The following is a 17,263-nucleotide window of genomic DNA, read 5'->3' as shown; positions in this document are numbered from 1 at the left end:
CGTCAACGTGACCAACGTCCCCGTACCGGACGCGCCGGGCGATGCACCCGGCGCACCGGGAGAACAAGAGGCGGTCACGGTAGCCGCCGGGCTCGCGGCGCACTCCGTCACCGAGGCACCACGTCGCAGGACGCGCGCTGTACTGCTGGTGATGTGCGGCTCCGTGATGTGCGTCCAGTCGCTCGTCGCCGCCATCAACCTCGCGATACCCGAGCTCTCGGCCGACAGCTTGCACCCGTCGCCCACACAACTGCTGTGGATCGTCGACTCCTACGTCATCGTCTTCGCGGCTCTTCTCGTCCCCGCGGGGGCATTGGGTGACCGCCTCGGCCGCAAGGGGACCCTTCTTTGCGGCCTCGGGCTGTTCGCCGCGGGCGCCGCCGTGTCAGCGCTCGCCCCGGATGTGGCGCTGCTGCTCACTGGGCGGGTGCTGAGCGGGGCCGGCGCGGCGCTGCTCATGCCGGCGTCCATGTCGCTGCTGCTGCACGGCGTCCCGGCGCCGCGGCGGGCCGCCGCCGTGGCGGTCTGGAGCGCCTCGCAGCCGGTGGGCGGTGTCCTGGGAAACACGGGTGGGGCAGTGATACTGCAGTACCTGCCTTGGCACGCGCTGTTCTGGGTCTACGTCCCGATCGCCGTCGTACTGCTGGCTTGCGCGGCGTACCTCGCGCCTCGGCCACGGCGAGTGCCGACGGGACTCGACGCGCCGGGTTCGGTGTTGCTGGTCACGGGCTGCGTCGCCCTGTTGTTCGGCATCATCGAGGGACCGGCGCGCGGCTGGACGTCGGTCGCCGTCCTGGCCGCCTTCGGGACGGCCGTGCTCGTGCTGACCGGCTTCGTCCTGACCGAGCTGCACACCGACCAGCCCGTCCTGGACCCCCGCCTGTTCCGGCTGCGTCCGGTGCGTTCGGGAACCGTGGGCGTCGCCGCGGTCTTCTTCGGCATGTTCGCCCTCTTCTACGTCAACGCCCAGTACCTCCAGTACGTCAAAGGCTTCTCACCACTGCAGGCCGGGGTCGGCGGGCTGCCCCTCGCGGGCGGCATCGTCGTGGCGACCCGGATCGGCCTGCGCTGGACCGACCGCTGGGGCGCCCTGTGGACCGTTTCGGGCGGGCTGCTGCTCGTAGGCACCGGGCTGCTTCTGCTGTCCACGGCGACCGTCGCCACGCCCTATTCGGTGCTCACCGCGTACGCGCTGGTCACGGCGCTCGGCAACGGCCTGGCGATCCCGGCACTCTCGCACGCCGTCGTCTCCGGACTCCCGCCGCACCGGGTGGGCGTCGGGTCAGGACTGAGCAGCGCGGCCCGGGAACTGGGCAGCGCGCTCGGCGTCGCCGTCGTCGGTACGGCCATCGCCACCGGTTTCTCCTCCCGCCTCCCGGCATCGCTCACCGCCGCCGGAACGACGCCGGCCGAGGCGTTCGCCGCCGCCGCGCAGACTGGAGCCCAAGCCAGGACAGCTGTCGCGGAGGCGTTCTCCCACTCCGTCGCCATCGGCTACCGCATCACAGCGGGAACTCTGCTGGTACTCACCGTCCTCGTGGTCGCGGGCATGCGCCGTACCCGCGCCGGCGAACCCGCCAGGAAACACCAACAACCATTGCCGACTACAGGAAAGACGTCAGAATGACCACCACCACTCCCGCAGTCTCGGACCATCAGCGCCAGGTCGAGGACGAACTGGTCCAGACCGTGCTCGCATCGTTCCGCGACACCCCGGATCCCCGGCTCAAGGAGCTGATGCAGGCCCTGGTGCGGCACCTGCACGCGTTCATCCGTGAGGTCCGCCTGACCGAAGCCGAATGGCAGCACGCCATCGACTTCCTCACCGCGGCCGGCCACATCACCACCGAACACCGCCAGGAGTTCGTCCTGCTGTCCGACGTCCTCGGCGCCTCCATGCAAACCATCAACGTCAACCACGAGGCCACCGCCGACGCCACCGAAGCCACGGTGCTCGGCCCGTTCTTCGTGGACGGCTCCCCCGAAATCCCCCGGGGCGGCGACATGGCCGCAGGCGCCCCGGGAGAACCCTGCTGGGTCGAGGGCACCGTCACCGACACCGACGGCAGCCCGGTACCCGGCGCACGCCTCGATGTATGGGAGGCCGACGAGGAAGGTCTGTACGACGTGCAGTACGGCGACGGTCACCTGGCCGGCCGGGGACACCTGTTCACCGACGACAAGGGCGGCTACGCCTTCTGGGGGCTGACTCCCACGCCGTACCCCATCCCCCACGACGGGCCCGTGGGAGCCCTGCTCGACAAGACCGCGCGCTCGCCCCTGCGCGCCTCCCACCTGCATTTCATGGCCACCGCCCCCGGCCTGCGCACCCTCGTGACCCACATCTTCGTCGAGGGCGACAGCCTGCTGACCTCCGACGCCGTGTTCGGCGTCAAGGAATCCCTCGTCAAGCGATTCGAACGGCAGCCGGCCGGCGCACCGGCTCCCGACGGGCGTGACCTGTCCGGGCGAAGCTGGTCCCGCGTGCGGTTCGACATCGTGCTGGCCCCGCAGCACGCCTGACGGCTTCCATGCCCGGCAGTTCCCTCCACGAGCAAAAGGACAAGGCCCCCTTGCGATTCGAGCATGAAACCCTGGCACAGCGCGTTTGTTTCGCACCTGGCGAGGCGTCGGCAGTGGTACGCACCGAAGTGGAACGGCTGGGCGGCTCGCGGGTGATGGTGATCGCGGCCGCAACCGAGGCCGACTTGGCAGAGAAGGTCACCTCCGGCCTGCCGGTCGTACTCCGCCACGACGAGGTGGTGATGCACGTTCCGGTCGCCTCGGCCGAGCGGGCACGCGCCGCGGCAGCCGCGCACGAGGTGGATCTCCTGGTCAGCATCGGCGGGGGCTCGACGACCGGCCTCGCGAAGGCGATCGCACTGACCAGCGGTATTCCCATCGTGGCCGTCCCCACGACGTACGCGGGGTCGGAGGCCACCAGCGTCTGGGAGCTGACCGAAGGGGCACGCAAGACCACGGGAGTGGACGCCCGGGTTCTGCCCCGCTCGGTCGTGTACGACGCGACACTCACGTTGTCGTTGCCGGTGGCGATGAGTGTCGCTTCGGGACTGAACGCACTCGCACACTGCGTGGATTCCATGTGGGCGCCTCATACTGATCCGGTGGACCAGGCGCTGGCGGGCGAGGGCATTCGTGCGTTGGCGGCCGGACTGCCGGCGGTCGTGGCCGACCCGGTCGGGCTCGAGGGCCGCGAACAGGTGTTGTACGGGGCTTATCTCTCGGCAGTGGCGTTTTCCTCAGCGGGTTCGGGGCTGCATCACAAGATCTGCCATGTGCTCGGGGGCGCGTTCGATCTGCCGCACGCCCAGACGCATGCGGTCGTGCTGCCGTATGTACTGGCGTTCAACGCACCCGCCGCGCCGCAGGCCGAGCGCCGGATCTCGGAAGCGTTCGGCGCCGCGTCGGCCATTGAGGGCCTGCAGCGGCTGCGGCGCGCGGTGGACGCGCCGAAGGCGCTGCGCGGCTACGGGTTCGAAGAGGCCGACATCGATGACGCCGTGAGCGCGATCCTCGAGGTGGCCCCGGCGAACAACCCGCGCCCTGTGACACCCCATGGTCTGCGGCAGCTCCTGCTAGCGGCCTGGCAGGGGGCGGACCCGTTGACGGTGTCCGGCGAGGAGAGCTGAAAGACGAATTCTTCCGCTGGCGCTCGACTCCTCCCATTCGCCGTTCCAGGCAGGTGGCTGACATCGTCTCGAAGCCGGGCTGACCAAGCACTCCCAGTACGCCGGTCTGACGTGCGCCGGTCTGACTTCGCGATCTTGCGGCGAACCCGGCTGGGAACGGGTGCGGCCACCGCGTGATCACCGGGGGTTGCCTGACTCCTGAAGATCGTGCAGTGGCCGCAAGCCATCTCGTAGGGCATCGCAGGCCATCGATGAGATGTAGATCACATCTCGGGGATGGATGTCACACTCCGGGTGCCCGGGTCGCTCTCATTTCAGACTGCGACCGCGACGGGAGGCCCAACGATGTCCGACACCCCGCCAGCCCCACAGGCAGCCTTATCCGAAGGCGGCCCACAGGAGGCGGCGTCAGATCCGGTGGCGAACACCGCGACACAGGTGCTCAACGACCACCGTGAGCTGCTGTTCTCCATCGTCTACAACATGCTCGGAAGCGTCGCCGACACCGAGGACGTGTTGCAGGAGACATGGCTGTCGTGGACGGCCAGAAAGCAGGCACCGAGCGCGGAGCGGATCGACAACCCGCGCGCCTACCTGGTGCGGATCGCGGTGAACCGGGCCCTCGCCCACCAGGCCACCATCAGCCGGCGCCGTGAAACCTACGTCGGGCCGTGGCTGCCTGAACCGCTCGTCAGTCCCCTCACCGACACTCCCGCCCCCGACGATGCCGCCGATACGGCAGTGCGCGCCGAGTCGGTGTCGATGGCTCTGCTGGTGGTCCTGGAAACTCTCACTCCGCTGGAGCGCGGGGTGTTCGTCCTGCACGAGGTGTTCGGCTACGCCCACACCGAGATCGCGGAAATCCTCGACCGCAGTCCCTCGGCGATTCGCCAACTCGCCCATCGCGCCCGCGAGCACGTCCACGCCCGACGCCCCCGATACGAGCCCGATCCGCACGTCCGGCAGCAGGTGACCGAGCGGTTCCTGGCCGCCGCGCTCGGCGGTGACCTGGACGCCCTCCTGCAGATCCTGGCGCCGGAGGTGACCTTGTGGGGCGACGGCGGAGGAAAGGGTCACGCACCGGGGGGCCCCCGGCCGATCCACGGCCGCGACAAGGTCGCCCGCCTGTTCGCCGCTGTCGCCCCCAGTTCCGGCAAGGGCCTCGACATCGCCTACCGCAGCGTCAACGGCGGCCCGTCAGCGCTGCTGTTCGCCGGCGAAACCCTCCACTCCGTCCTCGTCCTCGACCTCACTCCGGACGGCAGCCAGGTGTCCGGAATCTACGTCGTCGCCAATCCCGACAAGCTCTCTCACGTCGACTGAACACTGTCGACTGGACACCGAGGAATCCACATGGTGCGAAAAATGGCGTCCTTGCCCAGCGGCAGAGTGGCGAAATGGGTCGTCCTCGCCCTCTGGGTGGTCCTGCTGATCCCGGCGCTCATGCTGGCCGGCAAGCTCGGCGACGTCGAGGAGAACGACAATTCGGCCTGGCTGCCCGGTAATGCGGAGTCGACCAGGGTCGTCGACCGAGCCGAGAAGTTCCAGCTTGCCGATACCGTACCCGCGATCGTGATCTACGACCGGCCCGAGGGCGTCACCTCTGCCGACATGACCAAGGCCCAGGCCGACGCCGAAGCTTTCAAGGGCGTCAAGAACGTCGTGGGGCAGCCGCAGGGTCCAGTGAAGTCCCAGGACGGCAAGGCCATTCAGACCGTAGTCCAGGTCCACACGGACAAGACGGGCTGGGAAGGGATCGGCAAGGTCGTCGACGCGATGAGCAAGGTCGGCGAAGAGAACGCCGATGGTCTCGGGTTCCACGTCACCGGACCTGCCGGTTATGCGTCCGACTCGATCGAAGCCTTCAGCGGAGGAGGCGGCCTGACGACGATCACCGCGTTGGTGGTGGTCGTGATCCTGCTGCTCACCTACCGCAGCCCGTTGCTGCCACTGCTGCCGCTGCTGACCGTGGGCGTCGCCCTGGTCACGTCGGAAGCAGTGATCTACCTGCTGGCGAAGAACGCCGGACTCACCGTCAACAAGCAGACCAGCTTCATCCTGACCGTGCTGGTGTTCGGCGCCGCCACCGACTACGCGCTCCTGCTCATCTCGCGGTACCGAGAGGAGTTGCGGCGGCACGAGGACCGGCACGAGGCGATGGCGGAGGCCCTGCACCGCTCCAGTCCCGCGATCATCGCCAGCGCCGCGACCGTCGCGGTCAGCCTGATGCTGCTGATGCTCGCCACCCTCAACTCCACCAAGGGACTCGGGCCGGCCTGTGCCGTCGGCATCCTCGTCGGGCTGCTCGCCATGGTCACCCTGATGCCGGCCCTGCTGGTCATCTGCGGCCGCTGGATCTTCTGGCCGGTGAAGCCGTCGTACGGATCGGCCGGGGCGACCGGGGCGACCAAGGAGGGCATCTGGACCAGGGTCGGCACCACCGTCTCCGGTCGGCCGCGGATCGTGTGGATCGGCACCGCGCTCGTCCTCGGCGTCATGGCGCTCGGGGTCTTCGGGCTCAAGGCCGACGGGCTCTCCAACAAGGACCAGTTCACCAACAAGCCGCCGATGGCCGTCGGCGAGGAGATCCAGGCCAAGCACTTCCCGGCCGGGTCGGGCGACCCCGTCTACATCGTGGCCAAGGCCGCCTCGGCAGAACAGGTGAAGACCGCGCTGTCCGGCGTCCCAGGAGTCGCTGACGTCTCGACTCCGATGGTCAAGGATGGTGAGGCCATCATGCTCGGGGAGCTCGAGGACGATCCCAGCAGCACGGCCGCGATGCGCACCGTCGAGCAGGCCAGGACCGCGGTCCATGAGATCGAGGGTGCGGATGCCCAAGTCGGTGGCAATCCGGCGATCATTCTCGACACGCAAGATGCGGCCGCCCGCGACTCCAAGGTGATCATCCCCATCGTGCTGGTCGTGGTGTTCCTCATCCTCGCGCTGCTGCTGCGGGCGATCGTCGCGCCACTGCTGCTCATGGCGACGGTGGTGCTGTCGTTCGGAGCGGCCCTCGGAGTGAGCAGTCTGATGTTCAATCACGTGTTCAACTTCGCCGGGGCGGAAGCCTCCTTCCCTCTCCTGACGTTCGTGTTCCTGGTCGCCCTGGGCATCGACTACAACATCTTCCTGGTCACCCGGGTACGCGAAGAGGCACTGCTGCACGGCACCCGGCACGGCGCGCTGACGGGTCTGTCCGCCACCGGGGGTGTGATCACCTCGGCGGGTCTGGTGCTGGCCGGGACCTTCGCGGCGATGGCCTCGCTACCGCTGGTGTTCGCGGCCGAGCTCGGCTTCGCGGTGGCGTTCGGCGTGCTGCTGGACACCATGATCGTTCGCTCGGTGCTGGTCACCGCGCTGACCCTGGAGGTGGGTCGATGGATGTGGTGGCCGAGCAAACTGTTCAGGCCTCACGACGATCCCCAGCCGCCGGCGGGCAAGCCCGACCTCGAACCCGCTCTCAGGGGCGCGTGACACCTTCTGCCACGGGCCTCCCGGCGCCGGCCGGGAGGCCCGGCAAGGATGACGGCCGGGAGGCCCCGTGTTGCTGGTAACCCCGGTCGATCCACTCCTGGAGATGCGGGGCCTCGATGCCGATGGTGGTCGACTCGCCGTGACCGGTGCGGACCACCGTCTCGGGCGGCAGCACCAGCAGGCGGTCGCGGATGGAACGGACGATGGTCGGGAAGTCGGAGTACGACCGCCCTGTGGCCCCCGGTCCGCCGGCGAACAGGGTGTCGCCGGTGAAGACCGTGCCCAATTCCGGCGCGTGCAACGAGATCGCTCCTGGTGTGTGCCCGGGGGTGTGCAGCACGGTCAGTTCGATCCCGGCCACGCTGATCCGGCGGATGTCGGAGAGGTAGCCGTCGGGGTTCCGGTCCGGGTGGGTGTGCTTCCACAGCAGCCGGTCGTCCAGGTGGATCAGGATCGGCGCAGCGGTCGTGTCGGCGAGCGCGGGAGCGGCGTCTATATGGTCGTCATGGCCGTGTGTGCACACGATGGCCTTGAGACGCCGGTCACCGACCGCGGCCGCGATGGCGTCGGCATCGTGGGCGGCGTCGATGACGATCACCTCTTCGTCGTCGCCCACGATCCACACGTTGTTGTCGACGTCCCAGGTGCCGCCGTCCAGGCTGAAGGTGCCGGACGTGACCAGGTGCTCGATCCGGGCGGCCGTCACAGGACGACCACGGAGCGAAGCACGTCGCCCTTGTGCATCCGGGCGAAGGCGTCCTCGACCCCGTCCAGGGCGATCGTCTCGCTGACGAACGCGTCGAGGTCCAGACGGCCCTGGAGGTACAGGTCGATCAGCAGGGGGAAGTCGCGCGAGGGCAGGCAGTCGCCGTACCAGCTGGACTTCAGCGCCCCGCCCCGGCCGAAGACGTCCAGCAGCGGCAACTCCAGCTTCATCTCCGGGGTCGGCACTCCGACGAGGACGACCGTGCCGGCCAGATCGCGGGCGTAGAAGGCCTGCTGGTACGTCTCCGGGCGGCCGACCGCGTCGATGACCACGTCCGCGCCGAACCCCCCGGTCAGCTCGCGTACCGCCTCCACCGGGTCCGTGTCCCGGGAGTTGACGGTGTGCGTGGCGCCCAGGGACGCCGCGGTGGCGAGCTTGCGGTCGTCGATGTCCACGGCGATGATCTTCGCAGCGCCCGCCAGGTGGGAGCCGACCACCGCCGCGTCACCGACGCCGCCGCAGCCGATGACGGCCACGGAGTCACCACGGTTGACCGCACCGGTGTTGATCGCCGCGCCGATGCCAGCCATCACGCCACAGCCCAGCAGGCCCGCAGCGGCCGGTGAGGCGGCCGGGTCGACCTTGGTGCACTGTCCAGCCGCGACCAGGGTCTTCTCGGCGAAGGCGCCGATACCCAGGGCCGGGGACAGCTCGGTGCCGTCGGTGAGCGTCATCTTCTGCCGTGCGTTGTGCGTGTTGAAGCAGTACCAGGGCCGCCCGCGCAGACACGCCCGGCACTGGCCGCACACCGCACGCCAGTTGAGGATCACGAAGTCGCCGGGCTCGACGTCGGTCACGCCCTCGCCGACCGACTCCACCACCCCGGCCGCCTCATGTCCGAGCAGGAACGGGAAGTCGTCATTGATGCCGCCCTCACGGTAGTGGAGGTCGGTGTGACACACCCCGCACGCCTGGATCCGCACCACCGCCTCGCCCGGTCCCGGGTCGGGGATCACGATCGTCTCGATACGGACCGGCTCGCCTTTCGCTCGTGCTACGACGCCTCGTACCTGCTGGGACATTGCTTGGTTCCTTCTCTTTCGGGTGAAGATGGTGAGACGGCTGATCAAGCAGCCGGCTGGACCCGCAGGGGCAGGGACGCCCACGAGCGCAGGGTGTTGTTGGGGTGCCGGCGCGGTGTGCCCGCGAGTTCGATGTGCTTGACGCGGCGAGCCAGGGCGGTAAGCAGCGCCTCGGCCTCCAGCCGGGCCACGTGCTGGCCGACGCACTGGTGGAGGCCCATGCCGAAGCCGACATGGCCGGAGGGGTCGCGGGTGAGGTCGAAGCGGTCCGGGTCGTGCCAACGGTCCGGGTCGCGGTTGGCCGCGCCGAGGAACATGAGGATCTTCGTTTCCTTGGGAACGACCGTGCCGGCGATGGTGACGTCGGTGGTGGCGGTGCGGAAGAAGGTCTGCACCGGTGACTGCCAGCGCACTGCCTCGTCGAACGCCGCCCGCACCAACTCGGGCCGCTCCCGTAGCCGTTGCCACTCGCCGGGGTGGGTGGCGAAGGCGTACAGGCAGGCCGCCAGGCCGTGCACGGTGGTGTCGACGCCGGCGGTGAGCAGGGAACGCACGACGAGCGGCGCCTGTTCGTACGTCAGATCACCACGGTCGGCGGCGGCCCAGATCTGCGCGCCGAATCCGTCGTCGCTCAGTTCCTCCCGCCGGCACTGGGCGTTCACCCACGCCGACAGCTCGGCCGTGCGGTGCGCGTCTGCCGCGACGAGGTCGTTGCGCGGGCCGAAGGCGTTGAAGGCCATGTTGCCGTACGGCAGGAGGTTCTCCCGGCCGTCGGGGCCGAGGCCCACCGCGTCCGGGAAGGCCCGCAGCGGGAACGCCTCCGCCAGCGCGGTGAAGGCGTCGAACTCGGTTCGCTCGGCGAGGACTTGGTCGACGAGTTCCTCGGCAACGGTGTGCCACGTCTCGCGCAGGCGGCGCAGTGCGGGCGGGGCGAGGATCTCGCGCAGCACTCGACGCGGGGCGTCGTGGCGGGGCGGGTCGGCCTCCAGCAGCAGGCTCGGCGGGCGCCACGGCTTCTCGTGGCGGAAGTTGGCCAGGCCCACGCCCGAGCCCGACTCGAAGTGCTGCCAGTCCACCAGAGCGGCGTGCACGTGCTCGTAGCGGGCCAGCGCATGGACGTCGTAACGCGACAGGTACACGACCGGACCGGCCTCGCGCATGGCCTGGTGCAGCGGTTCGGGGTCCAGCAGGTTCTCGCGGGCGAAGGGGTCGGCGTCACTGACGGGTGGCACGACGGCACGCTCCAGTGCCTCGGTCATGGCGGCTCCTTGAAGAAAGACAGGTGGTCTCAGAGATCGAGGACGAGGCGGTCGCCGCAGGATCGCGACACGCACAGGAACATGCAGTCGTTCGCGGCCCGTTCGTGGTCGGCCAGCACCGAGTCCCGGTGGTCCGGCTGCCCCTCGAGCACAGGCGTCAGACAGGTTCCGCAGGTGCCCTGCTCGCAGGAGGACAGCACGTCAGCGCCTGCGCTACGCACCGCCTCGAGCACCGAGACCTCTGGCGTGACGGTGACCGTGCGTCCGGTACGCCGCAGCTCGACCTCGAACGGCGTGTCCCGCACCGGCGCGGTCTGCGCGCCGGCGGTGAAGCGCTCGACGCGCAGGGAGTACGGCGGCCAGCCGGCGCAGGCCGCTTCGACGGCAGCGAGCAGCGGGGCGGGGCCGCAGCAGTACACCTTGGTGTCGGGTCGCGGTGTGCCCAGCCAGGTCGCGAGGTCCAGCAGTCCCAGTTCGTCCTGCGGGACGACGTGCACGCGCTCGCCGTAGGCGGCCGTCAGTTCCTCGCGGAAGGCCATCGACGACCGCGTACGCCCGCCGTACAGCAACTGCCAGTCCGCGCCGAGCAGTTCGGCCTGGCGCACCATGGGCAGCAGCGGGGTGATGCCGATGCCGCCCGCGATGAACAGGTACTTCTCCGACGGCACGAGGGGGAAGTGGTTGCGCGGGCCGCCGACCCCGACGCGGTCCCCCGGACTCAACAGGTCGTGCACGTAAGCAGAGCCGCCCCGTCCTGCGGGCTCTCTCAGCACTGCGATCCGGTAGGTGTGCGCGTCCCATCGGTCGCCGCACAGGGAGTACTGCCGGGTCGTACCTTCCGGCAGTACCAGGTCGATGTGGGAACCCGGCGTCCAGTCCGGCAGCCGGGCACCGTCAGGGTGGGCGAGGGTGAGTGACACGACCCCCTCGGCGATGTCCTCCTTCTTGGAGACCGTCAGAGTCGCCGCGTTGCTCGGCGTCGACCGTCCCGCGCCGACGCCGGATCCGGCATCCGCAACCACGCTGGTTCCGACCACGTTGTCGCCTCCCGTCCTTGGATTGCAGGCAGGATGCGCGGCGACGACGGACGGTCGCGACGGCATTCTCAACCATTGAGAGACGAACTTCCGCTGACTGTCACACGGCCGTTGCGCTGCCGTCACGTGGGTCACCGGGCTCTCGAGGCCGCACCGGGGCGTCCGGGGCCCCGAGCGCACGGGAAACACCGCGTGCCGCGGTCCGCACCACGGGCACGACGGAGGAGGCCCCCGCCTCGTTGGGGACGATCACCGCCAGCGCGGCCACCACCTCACCGCGCGCGTCACGCACGGGCGCCGCGACGCCGAGGGCGTCCGGGTGGACGTACCCCGGGCAGTACGCGTATCCCTGCCGGCGGACCTCGGCCAGCACGGCCCGCAGTCGCGCGGCGGTGGCGGGAGTGTTCGGGGTGTAGCGCTGCAGGGGCCCGTCGAGCACCCGCTCCCGCAGATCGGCGGGGCCGTGGGCGAGCAGAACCAGGCCGCTGGAGGAGGCGTGCAGCGGAAGACGGCCGGCGATGCGGGTGTAGTTGATGACCGCGCCCGGTGCCGTCAGCCGCTCCAGGAACAGCACCTCGTCGCCGTCCAGCACGCCGAGCTGCACGTGGTGGCCGACGACGTCGTGGACACCTTCCATGAACGGCATGGCCGCGTTGCGCAGCGACAGGGTGGGTGAGGCTCGTGTGGCCAGCTCCCACATGCGCATGCCGATACGGACCCGGCGGTCGGCGTCCCGGGTCAGGAACCCGTACGTGACGAGTTCGGCCACCAGCCGCGACGCGGTCGCCACGTGCAGCCCCGTACGGCGGGAGATCTCCGAGACGGTCAGGGCCGACTCCTCCGGCGTGAACGCCTCGAAGATCCGTACCACCCTCGTCAGAACCGACTCGCCGTTCTGTGTCCTCACCTCGCCATCATCGGATTCCTTCCAGACACGTCAAGCCCACGGAAGGGCGTACGACCAGCTCCGGGCTGGAGCACGACTCGGCTGCACCGGCATCCGCCGGCGCAGCCGAGGGTGAGCCCGCTCCCGTCGCGCTCCTAGGCCCTGTCGTCAAATTCCCGCCTGCCTCGCGGCGCCTGGCACGCACGCTCGCCCTCCGGGCGGACGACGGGAATTTGACGAAGGGCCTAGACCGCGGCGAACCGGAGCTGCTCGACGACCTTGCCGCCCTCGGTTCTGGTGAAGGTGGCCGAGCGCTTGCCCAGCTCACTGCCGCGGATGACGGCGGTCCAGCCGGGACGGACGTCGGCAGCGACCTGAAGCAGTCGGCTGTCGGGGCTGGTGATGGTGACGAAGGGCTCGTCGTCGGCGTACGGGTCGGGCTCGTCCTCGGCCATCTCCCGCGTGAAGAGGTACTCCTCGACCATCTGCCCCCTGTGGTGGCGGGCGAAAGTGCAGAGGCGGAACCCGCCGGGGACGTAGTGGCCGACGGTCGCGGTCCAGTCCCCCTGCACGACCTGCGGGTAGTGCTGCAGTATCCGGGCGTCGGGGAAGTCGACGAGGATGTCCTTCATGGCGGCGATGTGCGCCTCGACCGTGGTGGTCGCCTTCCCGTACATCTCCACATAGACATCGGACGCGTGGTAGTACGCCTGCATGTCCCACTTGCGGTTGTTCCATGCCACGAAGTCCGCGATGTGGAAGTGGATGCAGTTGTCCTTTTCCAGCTGATATCTGCCGCCGTACTGCGGCGGCTGAGGCGACGCCGACGCGGGCGTCACCAGTCCGGGGGCCACAGCCAGCGGCACACCGACTGCCGCGGCGCCAAGCAGCGTTCGCCGGTTCAACGATTCCATTGCCTTCTCCGGTTCATTCGAAAAGCCAAGTCGAGGCGGGAAACGTCGCCCGGAACTTGGTCCGGAGCGGCATGTCTCCCGCACAACCAGCCTCGCCAGCCGGAATGGATCAGGCCATGAAGGAATCCGCTGGATCCATGCACCTTTCGGGACGCCGCAGTTCAGGGCGTGGATCCGGCACCCGCAGACGCGGCGCCCTCGCGCACGCGCGTGCGGTAGGCCCCCGGCGACTCTCCATACCGCTGCTTGAAGGCGCGCGAGAAGTAGAACTGGTTGCGCAGGCCGACCCGGGATGCGATCTCCCCGACCTGTAGGTCGGTGAACCGCAGCAGACGCGACGCTTCGAGCATGACCCGCTCAGTGATCAGCGCCTTCGTCGGGCGGCCTGTGCTGTTGGACAGTGCGCGGGCCAGCAGCGGTGCCGGGACGCCCAACGCGTCCGCGTAGTGGTCCACGTCGTGGCGGTGGGCGAAGTCCCGCTCGAGCAGGGCCACGAACCGGCGGTGCAGCCGTGCGTCACCGTCGTCGCTCATCGAGCCGTCGGTGCGGGCGTCGTAGTAGCGCTGGGTCCACAACAGCAGCGTGAGCAGCAGGTGCCGGTGCACCTCCGCGTTCAGCGCATCCTGCGGGCGCCGCGCCTCGGCGGCCAGTATGTCGACGAACCGGTCCATCCGCGCCGCGTCCTCGACCGGCACGCTGACCGACTGCGTCCCGTAACGCCCGACGAGCCACACCGGGTTCACCTGCGTGACGGAGCCCTCGTACAGCAGGTCGTCGCCGAAGCTGATGACCGCGCCGTCGACGTCGCCCATGTGGTCGTACCGGTACACCTGGCCACGGCCGACGAGCGTCAGGCTGGGAGAGCCCACGTCCAGCGGCTTCCCGTCGATGACCTGCCGGCCGGTACCGGACCGGACCCAGAACAGCGTGTGGAAGTCCTGGCGCTGCTCCAGCCGGCAACCGGTCTCGTCGTCGGGCACACCCGACCGGATCCTCACCACGTCGAGGGACGGCGCACCCTCCGGCAGGCCCCGTACCGGCAGGTCGCGCGAGTTCCCTGGCTGCCGACGGAACCGGGTCGGCCTCCACCTCGCCGTCTGGCGCACATCTCCATCCCCGGAACCCGGCGATGCCAGGACGCTCATCGGGCCGGCCGGGTCCAGCTCCCGCGAATCCATGGGCCCATCATCCCCTGCCCGCGGGACCCTCCCGATGTGACGCCGCTCATGGGCTTCGCGCTCGGCACCGGCATCCTCCTGAACGCCGGCCGTCATGCCGCCCCGGCGACGGGGAAGGCGCACTGGCCGGGCGCAGGTCGGGCACCGTCCGGGCAGGTCGTCGACGAGCCTGTTACGGCTTCGCGCCCGATCCGTCGAGCAGAACCGGAACCTGCCGGGCTTCGGAAAGCCGGGTGCGCAACCGGGCGGCGTCCTGGCCGGGCGGCAGCCCGTAGGCGCGGCGGTATTCGCGGTTGAACTGGGTGGCGCTGACGTATCCGACCGCCTGGGCGACTTGGGCCGCCGTCACGTCGCCGGCGAACAGTCGGCGTCGCGCTTCTTGCAGCCGCAGGTGCTTCTGGAACTTCAGCGGGCTCATGCCGGTGGCCGCCTTGAAGTGCCGGTGCAGCGTGGCCGGGCTCATGCGGGCCACCTGGGCGACCTCGTCGATGCCGAGCGGTTCGGTGAAGTGGTCGCAGATCCAGCGGGCCGCCGTGCGGATCCGGGAGGCGGCGGAGTCGGCCATGGACCAGTGGCGCAGCACGGGACCGAGCGGACTGCGCAGCAGCCGGTAGAGGATCTCGCTCTCGATACGCGCTGCCAGGGGGCCGATGTCCTCCGGGGTGTCGAGGAGGTGGATCCACCGGGTGACTGCGTCGACGAGTTCCGGCGCCATCGGCGCGGTGACCTGCGCGGTGACGGCCGGTGGTGCCGGCGGGCCCGTTTCGTCCAGCTCCATCTGCACGGCGGCGAGGGCCTGGCTGTCGAGCCGCATGACCGCGGCACGGTAGGGAACCTTCTCGAAGGCGGCGGTGACCGGCAGGTCGAGGGTGATCAGGGCCATCTCACCGCGGGGCGTGATCCAGCTGTGCTCTCCCGCCGCGGTGCGCTTGGCACCATCGGCGATGAAGCAGATCATCGGCTCGTACGTCACCTCCATCGGTTCCATGAACTCGTCGAGCGCGACCAGCGAGAGCCTGGGCACGGCGGTCTCGGACCACGCCCCCTGACAGTGCCGTTCGATGGCCTGGGCAAGCCGGTCCAGCATGAGACGCACCTTTCGAATGAGAGGATCAGGCAATCCTATGCGATCAGCGCCCCATGACGTTCCGCTGCCTCGCTCCTAGCGTTGACGGCATGACACAGCACGACACGAACCTCCCGCACCGCAGGCTCGGCACGCAGGGCCTGGAGGTCGGCGCCGTCGGCCTGGGCACGATGGGCATGACCATGGCCTACGGGGCCGCGGACGAGCAGGGCGGCATCGCCACCATCCACCGCGCGTACGAACTCGGCGTCACCCTCTTCGACACCGCCGAGCTGTACGGCATGGGCACCGGCAGCAACGAGCAGCTCCTCGGCCGGGCCGTGAAGGACTTCCGCGACGACATCGTCATCGCCACCAAGTTCGGTTTCGACCTGAGCGATCCGACGAAGGTCGGCGCCGCCCTGGACAGCCGTCCCGAGCACATCCGCGAGGTCGCCGAGAACAGCCTGCGCCACCTCGGCACCGACCACATCGACGTGCTCTACCAGCACCGGGTCGACCCGGATGTCCCCATCGAGGACGTGGCCGGCACCGTCGGTGAACTGATCGCCGAAGGCAAGGTGCGCTACTTCGGGCTGAGCGAGGCCGGCCCCGACGTCATCCGGCGCGCACACGCCGTCCACCCGGTGTCCGTGCTGCAGACCGAGTACTCGGTGTTCGAGCGGGCCGTGGAGGCCGACGTCCTGCCGGTGGTGCGCGAGCTGGGCATCGGCTTCGTACCGTACTCGCCGCTGGGCCGCGGCTTCCTCACCGGTGCTGTGAAGCCGGCGGCCGAGTACGCCGCCGACGACATGCGCCACAGCATGGACGAACGCTGGCAGCCCGGCAACTACGAGAAGAACCTGGCCGCCGTCCACGAGCTGACTGCGCTGGCGCAGGCCAAGGGCATCGCGGTCACACAGCTGGCGCTGGCCTGGCTGCTGGCCCAGGGCGACGACATCGTGCCCATCCCCGGCACCCGCAGCCCCCGCCGCCTGGAGGAGAACGTCGCCGCCGCGCACGTGACCCTCACCGCCGAGGACCTCGCCCGCATCCAGGAGATCCTCCCGCACGGCGCGGCCGGCGCCCGCTACCCCGAGCACGCGATGCCGGCCTGGTAGTGCCGCAGCCGCCCACCCCGCACACCGCACACCGCACCGTGCCGAAGACGACACCTCGGCACGGTGCGGTGGCCTACTCGGCCGGCGGTCAGTCGTCACCGTGTCCTGCGTGTCCCACCGGGCTTGGACGCCCACGCCGTCTCGACCGCGTCCGCGAGTGCCTCCCCCTTGGCGAAGCCGTAGTACGCGGCGAACTGCAGCACGATCTCGTCCATCTCCTCCTTGGTGAGGTCGCCCGAGTGGAGCGCGGAGGTGACGTGCGTCTGCAGCGGGACGGGCGCGTCGTCGAGCGCGACGCTGGCGACGGTCACGATCCGGCGCGACCGGCGGGTCAGGCCGGGCCGCTGCCAGACGTGCCCGAACACGAAATTGAGGATCCCGGCATGCCGATACGGCGAGTTCGTCGGTGGTGCGGGCGTGAGGTTGACGTCGATGAACTCCTCCACGCCGCGCTTGAGTCGCTCGTCCCACGCGCCGGGACCGAGTGTGTCGTTCGTCAACTGCGGCCACGGCGGCGGCTCCTCACCGCGCTCCCGGTGGATGCGGTCCCACTGCCGGGCGATGGCCCCCTCCAGGTGCGACGCCTTGGGCCACCCGCAGTACACCGCGAAGTGCAGGACGAACTCCAGCATGGCTTCGAGTCCGATGTCGCCGCTGGCGAGTGCCGCGTGGACGTGCTGTTCGATGGGCTGGGGGGAGTCGGCGGCGGCCACGCACGTCAGCGTGACCCATCGCCGGTCCCGGCGGCTCAGGCCGGGACGCGACCACACCTCGCCGAACAGGAAGTCGCGCGAGGCCCGGCCGAACGGGGTGGTCGCCGGCGATGGCTCGGGGGTGGTCATGACCTCGGTCATGGTTCGTTCCACGCGGCCGTCGTCCATGGGTGCCTC

At 69.7% G+C, this 17,263-nt stretch carries 15 protein-coding genes; 6 read left to right on the top strand and 9 right to left on the bottom strand.

What is annotated here, in order from left to right; genetic code table 11:
- The first annotated feature begins 7 nt into the window (after positions 1–7).
- From ACWD4J_RS14040 to ACWD4J_RS14020, 5 genes are all read left to right on the top strand, one after another.
- Positions 8–1,627: an MFS transporter gene (locus ACWD4J_RS14040; protein WP_451395603.1), complete on the top strand. Its 1,620-nt coding sequence runs from the start codon at positions 8–10 to the stop codon at positions 1,625–1,627.
- Positions 1,624–2,523, top strand: coding sequence for a dioxygenase family protein (locus tag ACWD4J_RS14035; protein ID WP_451395602.1), 900 nt, complete (start codon positions 1,624–1,626; stop codon positions 2,521–2,523). Before ACWD4J_RS14040 ends, ACWD4J_RS14035 begins: the two co-directional genes overlap by 4 nt.
- Positions 2,524–2,573: 50 nt before the next feature.
- Positions 2,574–3,650 carry a maleylacetate reductase gene (locus ACWD4J_RS14030; RefSeq protein WP_451395601.1) on the top strand — a complete coding sequence of 359 codons (1,077 nt, stop codon included), beginning with the start codon at positions 2,574–2,576 and terminating at the stop codon, positions 3,648–3,650.
- A gap of 417 nt (positions 3,651–4,067) precedes the next feature.
- Positions 4,068–4,973, top strand: a complete 906-nt coding sequence (gene sigJ, locus ACWD4J_RS14025) for an RNA polymerase sigma factor SigJ (RefSeq protein WP_451395600.1) — start codon at positions 4,068–4,070, stop codon at positions 4,971–4,973.
- Positions 4,974–5,003: 30 nt separating this feature from the next.
- A complete protein-coding gene (locus tag ACWD4J_RS14020; protein WP_451395599.1) occupies positions 5,004–7,124 on the top strand; it encodes an MMPL family transporter in 2,121 nt (706 codons plus the stop codon).
- Here the strand turns inward: ACWD4J_RS14020 and ACWD4J_RS14015 are convergent.
- The 8 genes from ACWD4J_RS14015 to ACWD4J_RS13980 form a co-directional block, all read right to left on the bottom strand.
- Positions 7,111–7,830 (bottom strand): MBL fold metallo-hydrolase, encoded by a 720-nt coding sequence (locus ACWD4J_RS14015; RefSeq protein WP_451395598.1) that lies wholly within the window; start codon positions 7,828–7,830, stop codon positions 7,111–7,113. The genes ACWD4J_RS14020 and ACWD4J_RS14015 overlap by 14 nt on opposite strands.
- Positions 7,827–8,912, bottom strand: a complete 1,086-nt coding sequence (locus ACWD4J_RS14010; protein ID WP_451395597.1) for an S-(hydroxymethyl)mycothiol dehydrogenase — start codon at positions 8,910–8,912, stop codon at positions 7,827–7,829. The genes ACWD4J_RS14015 and ACWD4J_RS14010 overlap by 4 nt, the downstream gene beginning before the upstream one ends.
- A gap of 44 nt (positions 8,913–8,956) precedes the next feature.
- A complete protein-coding gene (locus tag ACWD4J_RS14005) occupies positions 8,957–10,171 on the bottom strand; it encodes a cytochrome P450 (protein ID WP_451395596.1) in 1,215 nt (404 codons plus the stop codon).
- A 29-nt stretch (positions 10,172–10,200) separates the two neighbouring features.
- A complete protein-coding gene (locus ACWD4J_RS14000) occupies positions 10,201–11,208 on the bottom strand; it encodes a PDR/VanB family oxidoreductase (RefSeq protein WP_451395595.1) in 1,008 nt (335 codons plus the stop codon).
- Positions 11,209–11,308: 100 nt separating this feature from the next.
- On the bottom strand, positions 11,309–12,115 hold the full coding sequence (locus ACWD4J_RS13995; protein WP_451395594.1) for an IclR family transcriptional regulator: 807 nt from the start codon (positions 12,113–12,115) through the stop codon (positions 11,309–11,311).
- A 224-nt stretch (positions 12,116–12,339) separates the two neighbouring features.
- Positions 12,340–13,008, bottom strand: a complete 669-nt coding sequence (locus ACWD4J_RS13990) for a hypothetical protein (protein WP_451395593.1) — start codon at positions 13,006–13,008, stop codon at positions 12,340–12,342.
- A gap of 161 nt (positions 13,009–13,169) precedes the next feature.
- Positions 13,170–13,988, bottom strand: a complete 819-nt coding sequence (locus ACWD4J_RS13985; protein ID WP_451395592.1) for an AraC family transcriptional regulator — start codon at positions 13,986–13,988, stop codon at positions 13,170–13,172.
- A gap of 370 nt (positions 13,989–14,358) precedes the next feature.
- Positions 14,359–15,273 carry an AraC family transcriptional regulator N-terminal domain-containing protein gene (locus tag ACWD4J_RS13980; protein ID WP_451395591.1) on the bottom strand — a complete coding sequence of 305 codons (915 nt, stop codon included), beginning with the start codon at positions 15,271–15,273 and terminating at the stop codon, positions 14,359–14,361.
- 89 nt (positions 15,274–15,362) lie between these two features.
- On the opposite strand from ACWD4J_RS13980, the gene ACWD4J_RS13975 reads away from it, so the two are divergent.
- Entirely contained in the window at positions 15,363–16,373 is a 1,011-nt protein-coding gene (locus ACWD4J_RS13975) for an aldo/keto reductase (RefSeq protein ID WP_451395590.1), read from the top strand.
- A gap of 95 nt (positions 16,374–16,468) precedes the next feature.
- On the opposite strand, the gene ACWD4J_RS13970 is transcribed toward ACWD4J_RS13975, so the two are convergent.
- Positions 16,469–17,254 (bottom strand): carboxymuconolactone decarboxylase family protein, encoded by a 786-nt coding sequence (locus ACWD4J_RS13970; protein WP_451395589.1) that lies wholly within the window; start codon positions 17,252–17,254, stop codon positions 16,469–16,471.
- Between the last annotated feature and the right edge of the window lie 9 nt (positions 17,255–17,263).

The organism is Streptomyces sp. NPDC002577 (assembly GCF_053594815.1).
Note: the sequence above shows the minus strand (reverse complement) of the source record. Positions and strands in the feature narration are given on the sequence as shown.